The following is a 21,127-nucleotide window of genomic DNA, read 5'->3' on the forward strand; positions in this document are numbered from 1 at the left end:
GACTGTCTTGTCACTAGTTTCTCTTAGTGGTATCACCTGACTCTCTTTTCTTAGCTACCCTTCTCGTTAATCACCCTTCTCGTTAATCACCCTTCTCGTTAACTACTAATAGTGACATCCCTATATTTTGCTTTCTGATAGTAATGAACTAATGAAAGCAACGCGAGAGCACTAATAAAAAGAAAGGGCTGCGATTATGCAGCCCTTTGTCGTTCTTGTTTATGATAATTGCTTAGTCAGTGATTAAGCCGCTTTAATGTGCGTTGTAATGTACGGTTGCCATGCTTGTTGGTAAAGCTCTAAAGATTGGCGTCTTAAGCTATTAATTTGTGCCGCTTCGATATCGTTGATTGGGCGATGTTCTGCAATTGCGTGACGCTCAATACCTTGGATAATTTCGTACAGCTCGTGCTCAGGGCCACTTTTCACATCAGCAATCGCTTTTAAGTGAAGTTGAACCTCTGCAATGATGTTGGTTTTAGGCAAACGAACCAACAAGTTAAGGTCACGGTAGCCAGAGTCAGCTGGTGATTTAAACTTGTTTTTCAGCTTAACAACATCTGCTTCACGGCTTAGCACTTCGTAAACTTCAACCAAGCTCTCGACATCGTTCGCGATGATAGTTGCACGGGCTAAGTCGGTAATTTTTGTTACATCACCATCAAGCTCAAGGGCGATTTTTTCTTCTGCACGAGCTTGAGATTTAACGCCAGCAAATAGCGCTTCAGAATTGGTGAGTAGGGCAGTACTTTTACAGATAGTTTCTAATTCAGCTTGGCCTTGATGCGCTTTGCTGTACAGAATATCGAAGTCGGTGTAAGGCTGAGTCGGGCGTGAATCGAAGGCTTTGATGCCGTAAAGGCCGCTCAAACTATGACGGAATACGTTTGAAGATACTTGGTTTTGCGCAGGAGTGCGCGTTTGATCTGTTGAACTTGTTGAAACAGGTGCTGCTGCGAATGCAGGCGCTCGGCTCAATACCAAAAGCATTAGGGCCGTCGTACGGAGAAATACACTCATTCAAACTCCAAAATACAAGGTTACAAAAAACGGGTAGTCAAAAGGGGTAACCAGTAACGCACAAGAGTAAAAACAGCTTAACCAAACTCACTAAATATTAAATGGGGCTAGCTAAGACAGAAACCAACTCTAACGTTTAATATTGCTTTAAAATGTGAAGATATAGACAAATAATCCAACCGTTAGTTCCGCAATTATCAGAACTTTGAACTTAGCCAGTTTCTGATTTTATCGAAACCAATTTGGTACTTTAAACCAAGCTAAGGTTGCTCTTACCTCTCTATACTGTACCCTTGCATTATGACTGTTTAACATGAACGAAAGATGAATAATCCTGAATTTTGGCACAATAAATGGGCAGCCAACCAAATTGGTTTCCACCTCGAAGATGTAAACCCACTTCTGATTAAATTTTGGGAAAAGACTGAGCCTAGCTACGAGAAGAGTGTGTTTGTTCCACTTTGTGGTAAAAGTGAAGATCTGATTTGGCTAGCTTCAAAGCATGAAGATGTTCAAGGTGTCGAGTTAAGCCAGATTGCGGTTCGCGCATTTTTTGCAGAGCACCTTTATACCCCGACTGTGACTCAAATTAGCGGTCAGCACGAGCTCTACCAATTCGATGAACTGAACATCTACACGGGCGATTACTTCACAGCACCAATCCAGCCTGTCGATACCATTTATGATCGCGCGTCTTTAGTCGCATTGCCTGAAGAGATGCGAGTGCAGTATGTAGAGCGTTTGAAACAACTGCTGAAACCGGGTGGTAAGATCCTTCTGGTGACGCTGGATTACGACCAAAGCGAAATGGCGGGGCCTCCGTTTAGCGTACCTAAACTAGAGATCACTCAGTTGTTCGCTGGATACCAAATCACATTGTTGAATCAAGATATAGCGAACGATGAACATCCGAAGATCGCTAAGAAAGGCTTGTCTCGCTTCTGTGAAGAAGTGTATTTGATTGAGTCAGACGCTTAAGTTCAGTTTGCTTAGTTAAGCCAACAGATAACACCAACAAAAAGACGGGCTCGATAGCCCGTCTTTTTTTATTGTTCAGATGTGAACTCGTGGTTGTTCAGAATTGAATAGCTGGCTAGTAAATCACTTTTACTTTAGAAGCACTCTCAATTGCATCTTCAATCGCAGTCTCAGTGCTGTTGCGACGAGTCAGCGCCACACCTAGACGACGGCGACCATCGATATCAGGCTTACCAAACAAGCGAACTTGCGTTTGTGGTGCGTCTAGCGCCTCTGTAAGACCTTCAAAACGAATGTTGGTTGAAGTGCCTTGGCCCAGAATAACCGCTGATGCACATGGACCGTATTGCGTGATGGATTTGATCGGCATACCGGTAAACGCGCGTACGTGCAGTGCGAATTCCGATGAGTCTTGAGACATAAGAGTCACTAAGCCAGTATCGTGTGGGCGAGGGGATACTTCGTTGAAGATAACGTGATCGCCTTTAACAAACAGCTCGACACCAAAGATACCGTGACCACCTAGTGCGTTAACCACTTGTTCAGCCGTGTATTGGGCGGCTTTAAGTGCGTTGTCTGACATTACTTGTGGCTGCCATGATTCACGGTAATCACCATCTTCTTGACGGTGGCCGATTGGTGCACAGAAATGAACGCCGTCGACTGCGCGAACGGTCAGTAGCGTGATTTCGTAATCAAAGTCGATGAAGCCTTCAACGATCACACGACCTGCGCCAGTACGGCCGCCTTCTTGTGCGTAGTCCCAAGACTTTTGAATGTCTTCTTCTGTTTTGATTACGCTTTGGCCTTTACCTGAAGAGCTCATTACTGGCTTAACAACGCAAGGCATGCCCACGAATTCAACAGCGGCAGAGAAGTCTTCAAAGGTGTCTGCAAAGCGGTAAGGAGAAGTGCTCAGTTTTAGCTCTTCTGCAGCTAGGCGACGGATACCTTCGCGGTTCATCGTTAGCTTAGTCGCATTTGCAGTGGGAACGACATTTAAGCCTTGCGCTTCCAGCTCTACCAACTTGCTGGTGGCAATAGCTTCAATTTCAGGAACCACATAATCTGGTTTTTCAAGTTCAATGACTGCTTGCAGTGCATCGCCGTCTAACATGTCTAATACATGGCTACGATGCGCAACTTGCATCGCGGGTGCGTCTGCATAACGGTCACAAGCAATAACTTCCAAACCTAAACGTTGGCACTCGATAGCAACTTCTTTGCCGAGTTCACCTGAACCTAATAGAAGTACACGAGTAGCATTTTCACGAGTAGCAGTACCAAACATAGAAATTCCTTCCGATCTTTTGAACGATTGATTGAAAACGGGGTGATCATACTTATTTCAATGATAAAAGCAAACGTTTGCGCAAGTTGTTGCGTTAATTACAGGTATAAAAAAAGCAGCCCCGTTAAATAGGGCTGCTTATTTGAATTTTTGTTAATTAGATGTACTTAGATTGCTAAGTAAGTCACTGGAATGTCGGGATTAATCGCTTCTAATGTAGATTGCGTATCCGCTAGGTGACTGATGCTACCTTCGGCGATTTCAACCAAAGCTGCACTTTCAATTTGTTCAAAATCGAAGCCAGCCAGTTTAAGTTGAATCAACGCCACTTGCAGAGGAGGTAAGCTCGGGTTGAACGCTGCGTTTTCAGCGTAAGCACCAGTGAAAACCTCACCCGACGTCAATTGCAGTGAAACACCACTTAGGTTTTTGGTGTAAGGAGCATGGCTGCGGTTTAGTGCTGCTAGCGCTTCTACAACAATAGGCGTTGTTTCTTCAGTCGTGTGTTTATGATCAAGCTTAGTCATTAGGCCAGTCGTCACACCTAAATCAGCAGGGCCGAACGAGTCTGGTAGGTACTCTTGCAGAGACATTTCATCACGTTGTGGAAGCTGAACTTTAAGTTCTTTTGCTGTTGTCAGTTCGTTCATGAATTGACGACAGTGACCACAAGGACTGAAGTTGATGGTGATATCTGAGATACCTAATTCGCCTTTCATCCAAGCGTGGCTGATTGCAGATTGCTCAGCGTGAACGGTTTGACCAAGTTGAGCACCAGCGATTTCAAGGTTTGCACCAAAATACAGAGTACCAGACAAACCACGCACGATTGCACCCACATAAAAGTCAGATAACGGAGCGTAAGAATACGCTGCGGCAAAAGGAAGTAGCGTAATACGTAGTTCGTCATCCGCTAGACCACTTGCTTGCAGTAGGCTAGCAAATTGTTCTGGAGACAATGTCGCGTCAAAGTTGTCTGCTAATACGATGTCACTCAAAAGCGCTTTCATTGATGATGGAGCACTTTCCAGCGCCAGGGTAATACGACTGTTCATGTTGAATCCTTAATTGACCTTAGGCTTTAATTCTATGCAATGCTCAGGAATTTTCTGTGACCTTGATCACCACTGAGTTGTTGTTGTTACATTGGCTTGCATAATTAGAGTGAGGTCACAGATGAAATCGATTGCAAGAGTAAAAACTACCATTGATATCGCACTTATTGCTTGAAATTGAGTTTGGTTTGTCACGTATTGATGAATAAATGAGAGAAAAAAGCCCAAGCTATCACTGAAATAATCAGGTTATGCTTGGGCTTATTGATATCTGTAACGCCTAAAAGTCGTGAACCAGTGAGTTTAGCTATTTACCAACTCATCTATTAGAGCGCGTATAAACTGTAATCAAAGTGGTTGAGAATAGAACCAAACCACGAGCGAAAATATACTCGGTGCGATGATTGAGGTGATAACCCCACAAAGAACCAATGCCAACGAACTGAATGCAGCATCTTCCTGATTCTTTTCAGCACAGGTCGCAGTACCTAAAGCATGAGACACGGTACCCATGGTTAAACCTCGGGCAATAGGGCTCTTAATACCAATGAGATTGTAGATTGGATAAGCAAAAATTGCCCCAAATAGACCAACAATCAATACCAGTATTGCCGCAATCGCTGCTTCACCACCTAAATGGCTCGATACTTCCATCGCAATTGGTGTGGTGACTGACTTACCTAATAAACTCGCAATCAAACTTAAGTCCGCTTTAAAAGCCACAGCGATCAATGCTGTCGTTGTCATCGACATCACACTGCCTAGTGTGCAAGCAAAGGTGATGATGCGCCAGTTGGCTCTGATTTGAGGTAGCTGTTCATAAAGCGGATAAGCAAGGGCAACTACCGCGGGCTGCAGCATGTAGGTAATCCAGGTGTTGTCCGCATAGTAAGTCTCAAACGGTACTTTGAAGAACGTGAGTATCGGAATGATGATACCAATGCTGATCAGCAGGGGATTACACAGTGGTGAGTTAACTTTTTGACTTACCCAGCGAGCAAACAGGAATACCACGATGGTGAGTAGAATCCACATGATCAGTTACCTCTCGAAAGCAAGCGGTCTAAAAACCATGATAAGGACACCAACACCAGCAACGTGCCACCAACGGCGCTCGCCATAATTGGCAATGCGTTCGCGATGAGCATGTCGAAGTGATCCATCAACCCAACACTGATCGGAACAAACAGTAAGATCATTAGGCGGATAATCAAGCTTGCACCGGGTTGTACCCAGTGCGAAGGAACAATACCAATCACCATGGCGGCAAACAGAATCAACATGCCAAAAATACTGCCTGGGATTGAGGTATCCAAAAAGTGCTGTAACGCGTTACCTACTGTAAGTGCACCTATGATTAAGGTGAAGGAGATTAAGCAGTAAACCAGTTGGATCAATCTTTCTTTCAAAGTGTTACGTCTCTTGATAATGGAATTAACTAGCTAACTTTTCTACGTATTGATAAACCGCCTTCAAGATAGCCATTTTCTTCTCGTCACTTTCATGTTCGTGCGCGAGGTTTTCAAGGTTGAGCATGTACTCTTCTAAACGGCACTCATAAAACTCACGACAATGGTTTGCCCATTTCAATTGCTCAGCTTCGTCGAGCGTCCATGGGAAGTTACGTGCACGGTAACGGAACAGTAACGGTTTAATACGTTCGTCGCTGAAGGTGATATCTAAAGCTGCCAAGTTGTTCGGGTCAGTTTCGCGAATGATGTTCATCGCTGTTTTATCCGCTGGAGAAAAGAAACCGTCGTAAAGGTGAGTATCAACATCATCACTCTTTTCGTACTCTCGTTCTTGTGAATACAGGCCGATCAGTTTTTCGCGGATCTCTGGGTGTTCGCGCAACAGGGCCAAGTTCTTCAAGCATTGTTGGCGATCGATACCGATGGTTTCGGCATTTTCAGCCGTCAGCGTTTTTGCTGGAGCAAGAATAGGGCACTTGTTCAGTTGAACCAATTTGATTGGCACGGGTAGCTCGTCTTCACCCAGTTCACTGCGCTTGGTGTAGAGCCTTTCTCTGAGTTCATCAGCGTCCAGTTCTAACAGTGGGCTTGGATCTTTAGCTAAATTAACCACGATAACCGCATTTTGATTGGTTGGATGCCAAGCCATAGGCACCACCCAGCTTGTGTAATTACAATCACGACCGAACATGCCAGAAACGTGCATTAAAGGTGTCATGTTTACGATGTCGACTAACTCATTCAGCTTACGCTTGTGGCGCATGTTGTAGAGGTAATCGAACATCTTAGGTTGTGCAGCTTTAAGCTTCTTTGCTAACTCGATGGTCGCAATAACATCGGCCATCGCATCGTGCGCGTTCTCGTGTTCAATGCCGTTTGCCACAGATAGGTGTTCCAGTTTGAAACTTGGATAACCTTCTTCGTTCTCTGGCCAAACAATGCCTTCAGGGCGCAGTGCGTGAACAGCGCGCATTACATCGAGTAGATCCCAACGTGAGTTGCCGTTCTGCCAGCTCCACGCATATGGGTCGATGAAGTTTCGGTAACAGGTATAACGCGTTACTTCATCATCGAATCGAATACTGTTGTAGCCAAGGCTTGTGGTGTTTGGTTTGGCTAACTCAGCATGGATCTTAGCGATAAACTCCGGCTCAGGAAGACCTTGTGAAGCTGCTTTTTGTGGTGTGATACGGGTGATCAGTGCAGCTTCAGGCGCAGGAAGGTAATCAGCAGGAGGTTGGCAATAGATAACCAGAGGCTCTCCAATAACATTGAAATCTTGGTCGGTACGAACACCCGCAAACTGACTCGGACGGTCTTTTGCTGGGCTAACGCCCCACGTTTCGTAATCGAAAAAGAAGTAGGTCGGCTGATTATCTGAACTCATTGAAATTCCTGAACAGCAAGCGCAGAACGTTTACTGTGGCTGAAGGTTAGTTTTGTTCAGTATCTGATAGTATGCGGTACGCGTGCAACCCAGATCACAAATAAATTATCGGAAAACGGTGCTTTACTATTCAATCGAGTCGGTGGGGATGCCTTTGAATCCAGTTGAGGCGGTTTCTTAGTTAATACAATCTGTCTATCGTCCGTTTAATCCGATGGGGGGGATAATATCAACTGGACTTTCTGTTTGATGGTTAGCTCTCGGTTTCTCAAATCTTTGAATATAACCTTCCATTCTTGAAAGGTGACGATTATAGGGTTAAAACTGTTTACAGGCTTGGTGACGCCGTAACGTACGGTTTCAACTTCAGGTTCGAACGTACCAAACAACTTATCCCAAATGATCAAAACACCGGCGTAGTTCTTATCTATGTATTGCGGGTTTTTGCCGTGATGCACACGGTGGTGTGATGGGGTGTTAAAGATGTATTCAAGTGGTCCTAAGCTTCGTATCCATTGAGTATGTACAAAGAACTGCAAACCTAGATTCAGAAGCACCACAAAGATGACCCATTTAGGGTCAAAACCTATGATGACCAACGGTACCCAGAATAGCCACATCCCAGCAAGTGGGTACATTAAGCTTTGACGGAAAGCCGTACTGAAGTTCATCTGTTCTGAGCTGTGGTGCGCGACGTGTGCTGCCCACATCCAGCGAACACGATGGCTTGCTCTATGGAACCAGTAATAGCAAAAGTCTTGCAACACCATCAACACAATGAAACTCAGCACGCCCATTTCAATGTCCATTAAACGCCAACCAAACAGCCAAAGATACAACTGCACGACCAATAACCCGGTGAGCAAATCGGAGAGTTGATGCATTCCCGCAAGCGTGAAGTTACACATCACTTCTGAAAGTTTGTAGCTGGAATTATCTGGCAATCGACCTTGCTTCTGACCGATAAAATACTCAGCCAACATGCACACCACGAATAAGGGCGCTAATACCAGCAGTAGCCATTCTGGGTGATTGATTAATGCGTCGATATTCATGTTTTATCCTTGTTGAGACGCCATACGCGTTCTTAGTATCAAGTTTACTTAGACTTGCTCGCCTGAGATTCAATCAGCAGAATTTCGCTACCAGCGAGCAAAGTGATCTTCTGTTAGACCAAGAGCACCATCGAGTTGATGTGTCACTCCATTGTTGTCTTCAATCGAGCCAGAAAAATGACCAATGAACTGACGAAAGTTACTCTTTAACAGCCATAAATTGAGCTTTGCGCTGCGGTTATTAAGGGGCATAAAGGTCAGGTTTATACGTCCATCTTGTGATGTTATCTGCCAAGGCAAGTTCGTGTCTTGGCGACTGAACGTAAACTGTACCGGGTTAAGCAAGTGTCTGGTTCCATTGACCCATAACACGTTTTCGCAGCCTCCGGTTTCATTCACGCCCGCCGCGAGGTTTAAGCCAATATCTGTGCCATTGGATTGCGTGTTGATACTTGCCCAGCGCCAACTGGTTTCACGTCTCATGTAACCCGCTGAAAAGTCATAACCAGCACGAGCTTGTTCGAGAACGAGTGATTCTCCTTTGATTTGGATGTCGCCGCTGATGCGTAAAGCATTGTGCTTTTGGGTGTAAGTCCAACCTGAATAACCCGTTGGGCTGCACATCGCCATTGGCAAGCTGTCGGTTTCAGGCTCTAAAGCGATATCGGCCTTGATGAGTTTGGTATTCAAGCGAACTCGCCATTGCCCGCCTTCAATATTAAAGGTGATACTTTGGCCTGCAATGTTTGTCGTGCCGTCAAATGGCGAAGCGGTAACTTGTTTATCAAACCCTAATGGCCTCAACCAAGATGACTCTTCTAGATGGTTGTTTTCAATATCGTACAGATAACAAAATGCCGAGCCCAAGTAGCGAATATCCGCGATAGCGATACCAATAATGTGTGTGTCGGTGATGATGCTGACAAACTGAAATTGCTTGTAGTGGAAGTGCTTCTGCCAAGGGGCTGCTTTTGAATCCATCGAGTTTCGGTAGTCAAAGTTCTCGATGTTCAGGTGCTTGGGGATGCCATCGAAATGTCCAATGCTCGGCTGACCATTAGAATCAATCAAACTGTGTGGGGCTGGGTTCGTTTTTATCATTGCGATGGTTCACATTAATTTAACAATTAAAGCCATTGTGCGATGAGTAGCGTAGAATTGGGAGGTCATATTCGGACAAGAGCGCGTTGCCAATCACGATTTTGTCAGTAGTGTTGTTGAAGCTGAGTAGTCATGTTGATGTGAATGGGCTCGATATAAGGAGAGACTATTGGAGATTATCGCGGAGTATAAGCCAACCGGACATCGGCATCAGTTGGGGACATTAGATATCGCGCTGCTGTTGAATACGTTAGAGCAACGAGGTATCGATATTGAAAGGTTACTCAATGATGTCGGTTTGCCGAACATGGATTGGCGAGACCCGAATGGAAAGCTGACTTACGCTGATAAACTTGCGTTATTTAGCGTGGCGAATCAGAGCTTTCCTCACGATGGCTTAGGGCTTTGGCTTGGGGAACACGCTAGCTTGAGCCACTTTGGTGTGTTGGGTTATGCGCTATCGACCAGTCAAAATGTCGGGGAGGCCATCAAGTCGGGCTTTAAATACCTGCGCCTGAACGGTCCTATCTTCTCGGTTAAATTGTTTCTAGATTCCGAGCAAGCAGTGATTCAGATTGAGAACACCTTGGAAGTGGGCGATCTCCTGCCTTTCTGCAGTGAGTATTTCTTGAGTTCAATCGTCTCTTTGTTCAAAGAACTGACTGGTCATGAGTTGGATATTCACACTTTGGCTTTGCCTTATGCTCGCCCTAATTACACCAAGTTTTATGACGAGCGTTTCCAGTGCCCGGTGATTTTTGAACAAAACTATTGTGAACTGCGTTTTGATGCCTCGGTTTTATCACAAACGTTATTGACTCATGATGCCGCGACACTGAAGCGCTATCTCGCGTCTTGCCAGTCGATAGTCGAAACGCTGGACTCTGAGCACCTGCTGACTAACCAGATCAAAACGATCTTTTATCAAACCGCAGGCAGTTTCCCGACTATAGAACAACTCGCAGAAGAGTTTGGTTGTAGCTCTCGTACACTCAGGCGAGAGCTAGTGACCCATGATTCCAGTTATCAAATATTGCTGACCGAAGTTCGAGTGGCACTGGCCAAAGAGCTGTTACTCGGCACAACCATGAGTATCGATGACATCGGTGAAAGGCTCGGTTATAGCGACCCCGCAAATTTCAGAAGGGCGTTTAAAGGTTGGCTCAATAAAACGCCCGCTCAGTTTCGTGACCGTTTAAGTTAAAGCGTTACTTGCTAAAAAACTGCTCCCTGAAATCGGTGACTTGCTGTTGATAATAACTGTCCCAATCTTGTTGAGTCCAAGTGCCATAACTTGAGGTTCGCTGATAGTCTAAGGTCGCTTTGAGCTGATCCAGTTGCTCGTGATAACTCATCACGGTTTGTTGCTGTTGCGCGACTTGCTGTTCTCGCGCGGCAATGTTGCTAGCCTTCGCTTCATCTAAGTAGGCATCTTGAAGGTCGGCTTTGACTGATACTATCTCAGCAGGGCTATAGCTGCTGGGTATCAAAGAGACTGCCAATTCATATTTTTGAAGCTGTGTTTCGGCGTTTAACGTGTCCGTATTGTTTTGCCATTCACTAAGCAAATCTTGATAGTTGGCCAAAAACTGGCTCGCTTCGTTTTCTTTAAGGGTGTTTGCGTCGAGCGTAAAATCTAGATGCGCAAACTGGTCTGCGAATAGCTGGTGGGCCAACTCGCCCCATATTTGCTGTGCAGACTGCTTGAATAAGGCAACACGATCTTCAAGAGTCTCTATGGATTCAAGTGGGATGGTACTTTGGGCTAATTGCCAGTCGACTGATAACTGCGGATAGTCGCTCAGTAACTCAAACCATATGCTCGGCAATTCTGATTTCAATCGTGCGAGTTGCTCAGTGCAGTCATCGCGTTGTTGGCAAAGCGCCCAGAACCCATCGAGTTCATCGAATAGAGCTTTACCTTCAAGTTCGCTTAAGTTTTCAGCATTCGTTTCCCCGCCCGATGATTCAGCTTCGGCTTGTTTATTCTGTGATGCTGCATTTCCCGAACTGCAGGTTGCAGTTGGTGTGAAATTATCTTCAGCAGTTGTCGCAGAAACACGTGGCTTAGGTCCTGTGTGTTGAGCAGAAGATAGCGGTGTTTCAGTGGATTTTGATGACCACGAATAGCCAACAATGCTCGCCGTTAAGACGAGCACTAGGATTAATATAACTCGATGCATTATGGATTCACCGAGTTACTTGATGACAGCGCTAACAGGGAAGTGGTCTGAAAGGTTGTAGTGCTTCCATAACTCACTGCTTGTTGATCTTGGGACATACACGCGATTGTCATTATGAGCTTTGGCGGCATATTCCGAGCTCACTACCACATAATCGAGATACTCAACGTTCTCGCCACCCGACATAGGTTCGCCCGCAAAGTTGTTGATGCGTGGGTCAAAGGTAGAAGCGGTGTAACCTGAGTATGTTGGTTCATCAGCCTGCAGGTTAGCAAACATTTGTTGGTAGTCGCCTGGGAACTTCAGCTTGTTCACGTTGAAGTCACCGCTGTAAATAACCGTTTCAGAGGTTGGTATTTCCAGTGATTGAGCAAGCTGACGCATCTGCTTGAATTGACGTTGTCGGTAGTCACGAGCGGTGTCCGTATCGAATGATGCGGTGTGAGTGCCAAACACGTGGTAAGCCTGACCGTTTTTGATGACTTCAGCGTAATTCACGCCTTTATCAGCGAAACAATCTGTGCCTGTACAATCAGGGAACACGTATTGCGCTTCGTTGACAATAGGGTAGCGGCTCACAATGATCACACCGCCGTCATAGATGTTAATCCCATCTTTATCGAGCATTTTGGTTTGATAAGGATACTCTTTTGCAAGTTCACGCAAGAATTCATCTCTGCCGTTAGCAAACACCTCTTGTAGCGCCAACACGTCATAGCCCTTTACGTATTGAGGGATCTGGTCATAGCGGTCACCAATATGCGAAGCGATGGCAGGCAGCGCCCAGATGTTATAAGTCATGACTTTGAGTGTATTGGCATCTGGCTCTGGTTGCTCATCCACTTTTGGTGGAGTGATGGTGTAATAAATATCATCGTAGCGCGCCGTAGAATCGGCTTTAAGTGCTAGCTCTGCATTGACCCCAAATGCATCGGTTGTGCTGCGATGAATATTACGATCGTCATGCAACGTTAGGTTGACGTCTGCGGCACTCAAGCCGTGTTGCAGTGTCGAGTTGTACCAATGACCCTTCATGGTTTGGTTGAGCGTGACACTCTCACCCACAGCGTTCGATACCACAGTGTCAAACTCATAGGTCTTCCCAGATTTCACTCCAGTCCAGCGATTGAAACTGATCAGCTTCTTCGTCTCCCAAGGGCCAATCTGTTCTACATGCTGTTGCCACTCATCACCGAATTGAAGCTGGTCGGTACCGGTGTGATTGGTTTGAATCGTCATTACTTGGCTAGTGTTATTGGTCAGGTACACATCGGTATCTGCAATAGCCGAGGTTGAAATGAATGAAGCTGATGCAAGTATTGCACTCAGGCAAGTCCATTGAGTTTTCATTTTCACGTTATCCTTACTGATTGGTTTAAAGAATAACGTAGTAAAGAGTTGTGACATTGGAGTTATAACTCTATGGGAATTATCCAAATATTAGATATATGCCATGGTTTTATAAATTAAATTACTCATTGAAAATTAACATATTGCTTTGCCTGAATGATAAGTGATACGCGCGCACGCTAAAAAATAGAGGAACGAATTGGGCTTGAGGGTAAGTCACTACTGGTTGTTTTTGTGGAAATCATAGGTCGGTAAATAACCAGAAATGGATGCTGTGAATCACGATAAGGGAAAACGCTAACCGCCTTGCTCTATCAGCATAAATTTTGCCATTGTTCAGTAAACAGATTCCTCAAAAACAGGTATGATAGTGTCGTTTTTAATCCTGAACTGGGAAAGTCATGGCAAAGTTAACACTCCAAGAGCAAATGCTTAAAGCTGGCTTGGTAAATGAGAAAAAATTAAAGAAGGCGAAGAAGGGCTCTAAAAAGTCTCGCGTTCAGTCTCGTGAAGCAAAAGCGGCAGCAGAAGAAACCAAACTGGCGCAGCAAGCGAAAGACAAAGAGTTAAACCAACAGTTGAAAGAACAGCAGTTGAGCAAAGAAATTAAAGCTCAAGTGAAGCAACTGATTGAGATGAACAAGATCGAACAGAAGAATGGTGAGATCAAATACAACTTCACCGACGGTACGCTAGTTAAATACCTTTACGTAGAAGATCTGACTCAAAAGCAACTAAGTAAAGGTATTCTAAGTATCGCGCGTCAAGGCGAAAGCTATGTTGTTATTCCTACTGCGGTAGCGAACAAGATCACGATGCGTGACGAAGAATCTATCGTTGATACTCAAGCTTCAAGCTCTGATGAAGTAGACGAAGATGACCCGTACAAAGACTTCGTGATCCCAGATGATCTAATGTGGTAATTGCCCGTTAGTACTGAGTAGAAGCACGAATTAAAAATGCAGCTGACAATCCTTCGATTGTGGCTGCATTTTTTGTTTATGAGCTGTGAATCTTCTAGATAATAAATGACCACTAGCCAAATAGCCAAATAGCCAAATAGCCAAATAGCCAAATAGCTAAATAACTAACTAGTTAGATCATGGTTGAAGCGATCAGGCGTCACCGGGCTTCTCACGTTTGCTGTTCCAACCCATAAAGTTGTAAAGGTTGTAACGAGCAAAACCCAATTGTTCATGCAATGCAAAGTCTGTAACTGCGAAGTTGTACCACAATGGTAACCATGAAATTTGAGCAGCCATGTAGTCGGCTCGTACTGGGACGACGTTTAATCCAAAATGATTAAAGTAGAGTTCACTACGACGAATATGTAGGCCTGATGAAACAAGAACAATGTTGTCGAACTGGTGATGCTTCATTAGGTCACTGGTGAGCTGCGCGTTTTTCCAAGTGTTGACGCTATTCGATTCTTGAATGATATCGGCTAGTGGAACGCCGAGTCTAAGTAACTGCTGTTGATAAACTTCCGCTTCGGTTACACCATTATTTTGTGCATCTCCACCACTAACAATCACTTTGCATATGGTTTGAGCCTTCGCACAGTTTTTATATTGGCTTGCCGTTTCATTGATGCGACCGAACGAGAAAAAGGTCGGCTCAAATTCTTGTGTACTTGCGATGAGTTGAGTACCAGCACCAAGCAAGACAATGGCATTGTGAGAGGTCCACTGAATGTCAGGTTTGCGCTCATAATTGGCTTGCAGGTCGTTTAGTAGATAGCGAGGGATTAAACCCGAACCAATCAATATAAATAAAGAGAGAAGAAGAAGTTTGATAAAACTAGAGGTTTTTCGCCACTGAAATAAACGTGTAACGCCAACGAAGACTAGAAGAAGTAATAATATAATAAAGCTCATGAGGATCCTGTTATCGAACGGGTGCCAGAATGATGTGACATATTGAAGCGGTGCATCATATATCAGTTTGGCTGATGTTTCATGGCTAACTTATTGTACTATTGAACAAATATAGAGTTTTGCGTTATAGAATGTGGATGGTCGTAAAGTAATAAACAAAACTAATAAGCAATAAAAAACCGACGCATGTGCATCGGTTTTTGTTTAACGAGACTCAAGTTATTGGATCAATCGAACCCATTAAGCGTTCGCTTGTTCCAAATCTTGCTGCTTGTCCTTTTTAGCCAATAGGCGGCTTGTGATTGTACCAGCTGTCATTGCACCAGATACGTTAAGCGCAGTACGTGCCATATCGATAAGTGGCTCGATAGAGATAAGCAGTGCTGCGATAGTCACAGGAAGACCCATCGCGGGTAGTACGATAAGTGCAGCGAAAGTTGCACCGCCACCAACGCCGGCAATACCAAATGAGCTCACTGTGATAATAGCAATCAAAGACAGAATGAAGTTAATGTCCATTGGGTCGATACCAACCGTAGGCGCAACCATAACTGCAAGCATTGCAGGGTAAATACCCGCACAACCATTTTGACCAATTGTTGCACCGAAAGACGCAGACAGGTTAGCAATCGCTGGTGGTACGTTTAACTTAGTGATTTGAGCTTCAACGTTCAGGGGAATAGTTGCTGCAGAGCTACGAGACGTGAAAGCGAACGTCAGTACTGGCCAGATCTTTTGGAAGTACTCTTTCGGGTTGACACCAACAAAAGAAACCAACACACCGTGAACGACGAACATCAGGATAATAGCGACGTAAGAAGCAACGATGAAGCCCAATAGGCTTAGGATGTCAGAAGCACTTGACGTTGCGACTACCTTCGCCATTAATGCTGCGATGCCGTATGGCGTTAGTGCCATGATCATCTTAACTAAGCGCATAACGATAGATTGAGCCGCTTCAACGAACGTACGGATTGGAGATTCTAATTCTTCTTTCTCTGCCATCACCTTACGAGCAGCAATACCCGTTAGCACGCCAAAGATAACTACCGCGATGATAGAAGTAGAGCGAGCCCCTGTTAGGTCTGCAAATGGGTTAGTCGGAATAAAGCTAACCAGCATTTGTGGAATAGTTAGATCTGAAACGCTGCCGATGCGGCTTTCTAGTGTTGCGATACGTGCTGTTTCACGAGCGCCTTCAGTTAAACCTTCAGCCGACAAGCCGAATGCTTGTGTTACAACAATACCAACAATCGCAGAAATTGCCGTTGTTGCTAGCAACACAGAAATGGTGATGCCGGAAATCTTACCTAGTGAGCCGCCTTTCTCAAGCTTCACTACTGCCGCAATCATTGAAACTAACACTAATGGCATGATGACCATTTTTAGTAGGCCAACGTAACCACGACCCACAATGTTTACCCAGTCGAGCGTCTCTTTGATAATAGGATTGCCTTCACCAAATAGCAGTTGAAGACCAAGGCCAAAAGCACTACCGAAAACTAAACCGAGTAAAACGAGGCGAGAAAGTGTGTTTTCTTTTTTCTGCTGTCCGTAGAGAAAAAAGAGGATACCAGTGAATACCGCTAAGGCAGCGATAGCTGAAAATGACATTGTTTTTCCTTATGAATAACCATGAATCGATAGGGCGCTTAGATATATGGGCGCAAATACTGTTAGCTAAAATAGCGACCTGTAACAAAACGTAAAATAAGGAAAAGTAATTTATTAGAACGATTAGTAATATCCACCCAATGGGTTGGATGGGTATTAAACATTGTGGTGAATAGGTAGACGTTTTAATGATATTTCGCTAATAAATTAAGCATGTCAGTCGAGGTGTAGATTTCGATACTTTGGAAATTATTTTCGAACAATCGGAATAATATTGCTTTCGCTACATCTTCCGATTGGATAGGGCGTAGGTTTTTGAATTTTCCAAACATTAACGGAGATATTAAAGGGAAGACTCTTTGTAGGAGCTTTTCATCAGTTCTGGGTTCGGCACGTTCACCCACCAGCGGGCCTGGACGAGCGATGAAGAGCTGCTTGAAGCCAATACGTTTTAGGTTTTGCTCCATTTGTCCCTTACAGCGCAGATAGTGTGAATAGGAGTCTGGCGAAGCGCCATAGCTAGAAACGACTGCGACACGTTGAACTCCAAGGAATTTCATCGACTGTGCCACTTGGCTAACCAGTTCTACATCGATCTTTCGCAGCGCTTCTTTTGAACCTGCTTTTTTCTTGGTTGTGCCTAAGCAGATAATGCCTAAGTTGGGCGTCGCTTTGGTGTCGTCCCAACTCGTTACTTGTAGATCGTTGTGGATGAGTGTATCGAGTTTGTTGGAGTGAAATTCTTCACCTAATGCTCTTCGTGACAAAGCATAGATGTGTTCTACAGCGGGCTCGTTAATGAGCAGTCTCAGGACATGATGACCAATTAGCCCTGTCGCACCAGCTATAACAACCGATGTTTTATCTCCATTAATACTCATTCTATTCCTTACTCGCTCTACAAGTGCTTGTTTAATATAAACAGTGTTTGAATTTTAAGCGAACAAAAGTTTCATGAATGAGCGTTAGGAAGATGGGGTTTGATGATGGGCTTTTATACGGAAGGTATGTGCTTAGCTAGGTAAACCTCAATTAAGGTGTTAAAGATAACAAAGCCCGCTGGGCGACGGGCTTTGTTTCTTACTTTGCTAGTTTGCTACTTTGCTACTTTGTTGTCTTATTGCTTCGACAACTATTAGGTGAAGGAGAGTGGGATTTTCCTTACCTTTTTGCTGGTTTTCTTACTCGATTTATTTGGTTTTCTTTTACTTGTGTTTGGAATCATTTCACCTCCTAAATCATTGTTTGGTTTTGTCTTTCAATCGATTGTTTTCTTTTAAAGCAACTGCGATGTGGGTATTCACAGTATGGGCACTCATCAATGGAGAGATTAACAAGTACTTTAGATAAAGCATAAACGATGCCAAAATGTAAGTTATTGATAAATCTGTTATCAATATTGTAGGTGTTTCGGGTTCGTCAATTTGACTGTCAATTTGAGAAAATACCGGTGTGATCTGTTTAAATTAAGAACACTCTCTACCGTTTCTGTTGATTAGGCATAGATACAGCATTGCTTAACACGTAAACTGAGTCGTAATTCACATAGACCAAGGACGTGCTATGAACCTCAAACTTGATACTCTTGCTCCCACTCAGATTTATCACCTGATGACACAAACCGTTGTGCCTCGCCCGATAGCGTGGGCATTAACGGAATCTTCCGACCAAGAGTACAACCTAGCGCCTTTCTCTTATTTCACGCCTGTTTCCAGCAATCCGCCGCTACTGATGTTATCAGTTGGGAAAAAGCCGTCGGGCGAAATCAAAGATACCACTCGTAACGCCTTAGAAACGGGTAAACTAGTGATTCACATTGCTTCTTCAAGTTCTGCCGAAACAATGACAGCAACAGCAGCAACACTCGATTACGGTGATTCTGAAGTAACCGCGAATAATATTGAGCTGGTTGAATTTGAGGGGTTTTCTTTACCGAGAGTGAAAGAGTGTGCGGTCGCTTTTGGCTGCACCTTGTACGAAGTAAAAGAAGTGGGAGAGGCGCCTCAAAGCCTTATCTTTGCTCAAGTTGAAACCGTGTACATTTCCGAAAATGTGATTGATAAAGAGAGTGAACGTCTGAAGATTGATGCGATGGCATTGGACCCTTTATCTCGACTTGGTGGCGGTGAATACGCGATGCTTTCCAATGTGTTCTCTGTTGCACGCCCTAAATAGTGTAACGATTTAGCTTAAGCAGAATCGCAGCCCTAGAAATCCATTACCTTAAATTTAAGTGTTCCTAAACTTATGTTAGATACCCAATACTCGCAGTACATCCAACACCGAATTGACCAAAAAACCAAGCCACTCGGTGCGCTTGGCTTACTAGAAAAAGTCGCTCATCAATTGGCATTGATTCAGAGCCAAGGCAAAGAAGCTGCGGTTGAACACATCGAATTGAACAAGCCAAGTATCATCATATTTGCTGGTGACCATGGCATAGCAGATGAAGGTGTGAGTATTGCTCCAAGTGCCGTGACACAACAGATGGTGTTGAACTTCTTGAGCGGTGGTGCGGCGATAAATTGCTTTTGTGCGGTAAACAACGTCGAAATTACAGTCGTGGACACTGGGATTTTGTTGCCTGTTGAATCTGACAGCGACATGTTGATTTCTCAGCGCTTAGGTACGCGAACCAATAACTTTGCCAATGAAGCGGCAATGAGTTTAGAAACTGTTGAACGTGGGATTGAACTGGGAACTGAGCTTGTATCTAGAACCATTTCGAATGGCCCGAATATCATCATGTTTGGTGAAATGGGCATCGGCAATACCAGCAGCGCATCAGCGATTTTAAGTGCATTATCGAATCGGTCCGCGGATGAGTGTGTTGGCCTAGGCACTGGCATCAACAATGAACAGCTTGCACGTAAAGTGGCTGTGGTTAAGCAAGGTGTTGCTCGTTGCAAAGGTTTAGAGCTTAAAGAGCTTACAGATCATAAAGGTATTAAAGAGGTACTAGCACAAGTCGGCGGTTATGAAATAGTTCAAATGGTGGGGGGCTTCCTTGGCGCTTACGAAAACAGAACCCCTGTGTTGGTCGATGGTTTTATCGTGTCGGTTGCGGCGTATGTCGCGACTCTAATTGAACCGAGTTGCCGTGATTACATGATCTTTGCTCATCGTTCTGAAGAGTCTGGTCACAAAATTCTATTAGAGCTGCTAGACGCTGAGCCACTGCTCGATCTTGGATTGAGATTAGGCGAGGGCACAGGTGCTGCGCTAGCTATGCCAATTATTCGTGCGGCAGCCGAGTTCTATAACAACATGGCGAGCTTCGAAAGTGCTGGAGTCACGGTTTAATGAGTGATGCGCCAGAAAGATCGTTGAAAGGTCGAGTCACTTATCAGTGGGAACTGTTTACGCTGGCGATGGGCTTCTTTTCTCGCTTACCAATGCCGAAGAACACGCCCTATTCATCAGAGCGAATGAACCGTTCTGGGCGCTACTTTTCAACGGTTGGTTTATTACTTGGTGTTTTGTGTGGCGGTGTGTTCTTGCTACTCGATGCCATACTGCCGAGTGCAGTGGCCATCTTTTTGATGATGAGCTTTAGCTTGATGTTAACCGGTGCTTTTCATGAAGATGGCTTAACCGATATGGCCGATGGTATTGGCGGCGGCATGACCTTAGAACGCCGCTTGACCATTATGAAAGACAGTCGAATTGGTACTTATGGCGCGTCTGCATTGGTTATGGCTCTGCTTGGCAAGTGGGTACTGTTGAATGAGCTGGTCAACATGACAGCCTTGTTTATGGTTGTCGTGACCAGTTATACCTTTAGCCGTGCAATTGCTGCATCATTGATTTACGACATGCCTTACGTTAGCGATTTAGATACCAGTAAAAGTAAGCCATTGGCGAACAAGCAAACTAAAGGTGAACTTGTTTTTTTATTGCTTGTGGGCGTTCTGCCTAGCTTGTGGTTTGGTCTTGAGCTCGTTTTGGTTTTATCTGTCGTCGCCTATCTGTTTAGATTAGGTTTCAAAAAATGGTTAATGGCACGAATTGGTGGCTTTACTGGAGACTGTTTGGGTGCGGCTCAACAGTTGATGGAGTTGCTGATTTACCTTGTGTTCATTACTGCTTTTTACAATGGTTTTCTATAACAGGTTCCTATGACAAACACGAATCAAGCTAATCAAATTAATCAAGCAAATCAGCAAAATAGCCATTTGGTATTGGGTGGGGCTCGTTCTGGTAAGTCGAGTTTTGCAGAACAACAGGCATTATGTGCGCTTGAAGCATATTCAAATGGACGTCTCAACTATATTGCGACGGCCACTTATTTGGACGACGAAATGCGTGAGAGAATTGTGCACCATAAACAACGTCGTGGTGAGCTGTGGATTGAGCATGAAGCCCCTGTTGAATTAGCCGAAAAACTGCAGTCTTTTGATCAAAACGATGTAGTGTTGATTGACTGCCTAACTTTGTGGTTGAACAACATTATTTTTGAGTTGGGTGATGATGCGACCAATGAACAGGTTGAGGCCGTGGTTGAAGTTTTAGTGAAAAGCGTAGAGCAAAGCCCGGCGCAAATTATCATGGTGTCTAACGAAGTCGGTTTAGGTGTGGTGCCGTTAGGTAAAGTGTCGCGCCTATTTGTCGACAATGCAGGTCGCATGAACCAAGCGCTAGCTCGTGTTGTTGAGCGTGTCACGCTGGTCGCCGCAGGGTTACCATTGAGCTTAAAACCGTCGAGCCATTCAACTCAAAACTCGACTCATAATTAGATTGGTAT

At 44.5% G+C, this 21,127-nt stretch carries 20 protein-coding genes; 7 read left to right on the plus strand and 13 right to left on the minus strand.

Going from position 1 to position 21,127, the window contains the following annotated elements; genetic code table 11:
• Window positions 1–243: 243 nt before the first annotated feature.
• The gene (locus ACED28_RS16370) at window positions 244–1,020 is read right to left on the minus strand and encodes a phosphoribosylglycinamide formyltransferase (protein WP_371710267.1); all 777 of its coding nucleotides are present in this window, start codon (window positions 1,018–1,020) and stop codon (window positions 244–246) included.
• Between the two features lie 324 nt (window positions 1,021–1,344).
• Between ACED28_RS16370 and ACED28_RS16375 the strand changes: the two genes are divergently transcribed.
• A complete protein-coding gene (locus ACED28_RS16375) occupies window positions 1,345–1,998 on the plus strand; it encodes a thiopurine S-methyltransferase (RefSeq protein WP_102249826.1) in 654 nt (217 codons plus the stop codon).
• A 115-nt stretch (window positions 1,999–2,113) separates the two neighbouring features.
• Here ACED28_RS16375 and purT read toward each other — a convergent pair whose 3' ends face one another.
• The 7 genes from purT to ACED28_RS16410 all read right to left on the minus strand — a co-directional run bounded on the left by purT (window position 2,114) and on the right by ACED28_RS16410 (window position 9,359).
• Window positions 2,114–3,289, minus strand: a complete 1,176-nt coding sequence (gene purT / locus ACED28_RS16380) for a formate-dependent phosphoribosylglycinamide formyltransferase (protein ID WP_102582954.1) — start codon at window positions 3,287–3,289, stop codon at window positions 2,114–2,116.
• Window positions 3,290–3,456: 167 nt separating this feature from the next.
• Window positions 3,457–4,344 carry a cytidine deaminase gene (gene cdd, locus ACED28_RS16385; protein WP_371710268.1) on the minus strand — a complete coding sequence of 296 codons (888 nt, stop codon included), beginning with the start codon at window positions 4,342–4,344 and terminating at the stop codon, window positions 3,457–3,459.
• Between the two features lie 348 nt (window positions 4,345–4,692).
• Window positions 4,693–5,379 (minus strand): LrgB family protein, encoded by a 687-nt coding sequence (locus ACED28_RS16390; RefSeq protein ID WP_371710269.1) that lies wholly within the window; start codon window positions 5,377–5,379, stop codon window positions 4,693–4,695.
• Between the two features lie 2 nt (window positions 5,380–5,381).
• Complete coding sequence (locus tag ACED28_RS16395) at window positions 5,382–5,753, minus strand: CidA/LrgA family protein (RefSeq protein WP_009846947.1); 372 nt, start codon at window positions 5,751–5,753, stop codon at window positions 5,382–5,384.
• A 25-nt stretch (window positions 5,754–5,778) separates the two neighbouring features.
• Window positions 5,779–7,203, minus strand: coding sequence for an exodeoxyribonuclease I (sbcB, locus tag ACED28_RS16400; protein WP_371710270.1), 1,425 nt, complete (start codon window positions 7,201–7,203; stop codon window positions 5,779–5,781).
• Window positions 7,204–7,409: 206 nt separating this feature from the next.
• Window positions 7,410–8,258 (minus strand): sterol desaturase family protein, encoded by an 849-nt coding sequence (locus ACED28_RS16405; protein WP_371710271.1) that lies wholly within the window; start codon window positions 8,256–8,258, stop codon window positions 7,410–7,412.
• Between the two features lie 87 nt (window positions 8,259–8,345).
• On the minus strand, window positions 8,346–9,359 hold the full coding sequence (locus ACED28_RS16410; RefSeq protein ID WP_371710272.1) for a DUF2804 domain-containing protein: 1,014 nt from the start codon (window positions 9,357–9,359) through the stop codon (window positions 8,346–8,348).
• Between the two features lie 169 nt (window positions 9,360–9,528).
• On the opposite strand from ACED28_RS16410, the gene ACED28_RS16415 reads away from it, so the two are divergent.
• Window positions 9,529–10,563, plus strand: coding sequence for an AraC family transcriptional regulator (locus tag ACED28_RS16415; RefSeq protein WP_371710273.1), 1,035 nt, complete (start codon window positions 9,529–9,531; stop codon window positions 10,561–10,563).
• Window positions 10,564–10,567: 4 nt separating this feature from the next.
• Here ACED28_RS16415 and ACED28_RS16420 read toward each other — a convergent pair whose 3' ends face one another.
• Both ACED28_RS16420 and ACED28_RS16425 read right to left on the minus strand, forming a co-directional pair.
• Window positions 10,568–11,518 (minus strand): chromosome partitioning protein ParA, encoded by a 951-nt coding sequence (locus tag ACED28_RS16420; protein WP_371710286.1) that lies wholly within the window; start codon window positions 11,516–11,518, stop codon window positions 10,568–10,570.
• Window positions 11,519–11,557: 39 nt separating this feature from the next.
• Window positions 11,558–12,892 (minus strand): sphingomyelin phosphodiesterase, encoded by a 1,335-nt coding sequence (locus ACED28_RS16425; RefSeq protein ID WP_371710274.1) that lies wholly within the window; start codon window positions 12,890–12,892, stop codon window positions 11,558–11,560.
• 401 nt (window positions 12,893–13,293) lie between these two features.
• Between ACED28_RS16425 and ACED28_RS16430 the strand changes: the two genes are divergently transcribed.
• Window positions 13,294–13,815, plus strand: a complete 522-nt coding sequence (locus ACED28_RS16430) for a DUF2058 domain-containing protein (RefSeq protein ID WP_371710275.1) — start codon at window positions 13,294–13,296, stop codon at window positions 13,813–13,815.
• 192 nt (window positions 13,816–14,007) lie between these two features.
• On the opposite strand, the gene ACED28_RS16435 is transcribed toward ACED28_RS16430, so the two are convergent.
• From ACED28_RS16435 to ACED28_RS16445, 3 genes are all read right to left on the minus strand, one after another.
• On the minus strand, window positions 14,008–14,769 hold the full coding sequence (locus ACED28_RS16435; RefSeq protein ID WP_017102192.1) for a YdcF family protein: 762 nt from the start codon (window positions 14,767–14,769) through the stop codon (window positions 14,008–14,010).
• Between the two features lie 240 nt (window positions 14,770–15,009).
• On the minus strand, window positions 15,010–16,383 hold the full coding sequence (locus ACED28_RS16440) for an L-cystine transporter (RefSeq protein WP_009846939.1): 1,374 nt from the start codon (window positions 16,381–16,383) through the stop codon (window positions 15,010–15,012).
• 185 nt (window positions 16,384–16,568) lie between these two features.
• Window positions 16,569–17,264, minus strand: a complete 696-nt coding sequence (locus ACED28_RS16445) for an NAD-dependent epimerase/dehydratase family protein (protein WP_017099715.1) — start codon at window positions 17,262–17,264, stop codon at window positions 16,569–16,571.
• 682 nt (window positions 17,265–17,946) lie between these two features.
• Between ACED28_RS16445 and ACED28_RS16450 the strand changes: the two genes are divergently transcribed.
• From ACED28_RS16450 to cobU, 4 genes are all read left to right on the plus strand, one after another.
• Window positions 17,947–18,558, plus strand: a complete 612-nt coding sequence (locus ACED28_RS16450) for a flavin reductase family protein (protein WP_371710276.1) — start codon at window positions 17,947–17,949, stop codon at window positions 18,556–18,558.
• A gap of 72 nt (window positions 18,559–18,630) precedes the next feature.
• Window positions 18,631–19,686, plus strand: coding sequence for a nicotinate-nucleotide--dimethylbenzimidazole phosphoribosyltransferase (cobT, locus tag ACED28_RS16455; RefSeq protein WP_371710277.1), 1,056 nt, complete (start codon window positions 18,631–18,633; stop codon window positions 19,684–19,686).
• A complete protein-coding gene (locus tag ACED28_RS16460) occupies window positions 19,686–20,492 on the plus strand; it encodes an adenosylcobinamide-GDP ribazoletransferase (RefSeq protein ID WP_371710278.1) in 807 nt (268 codons plus the stop codon). Before cobT ends, ACED28_RS16460 begins: the two co-directional genes overlap by 1 nt.
• Before the next feature lie 9 nt (window positions 20,493–20,501).
• A complete protein-coding gene (cobU, locus tag ACED28_RS16465) occupies window positions 20,502–21,119 on the plus strand; it encodes a bifunctional adenosylcobinamide kinase/adenosylcobinamide-phosphate guanylyltransferase (protein ID WP_371710279.1) in 618 nt (205 codons plus the stop codon).
• Window positions 21,120–21,127 lie beyond the last annotated feature (8 nt).

It is taken from the genome of Vibrio sp. 1F253 (genome assembly GCF_041439295.1).
Taxonomy (GTDB): Bacteria; Pseudomonadota; Gammaproteobacteria; order Enterobacterales; family Vibrionaceae; genus Vibrio; species Vibrio tasmaniensis_A.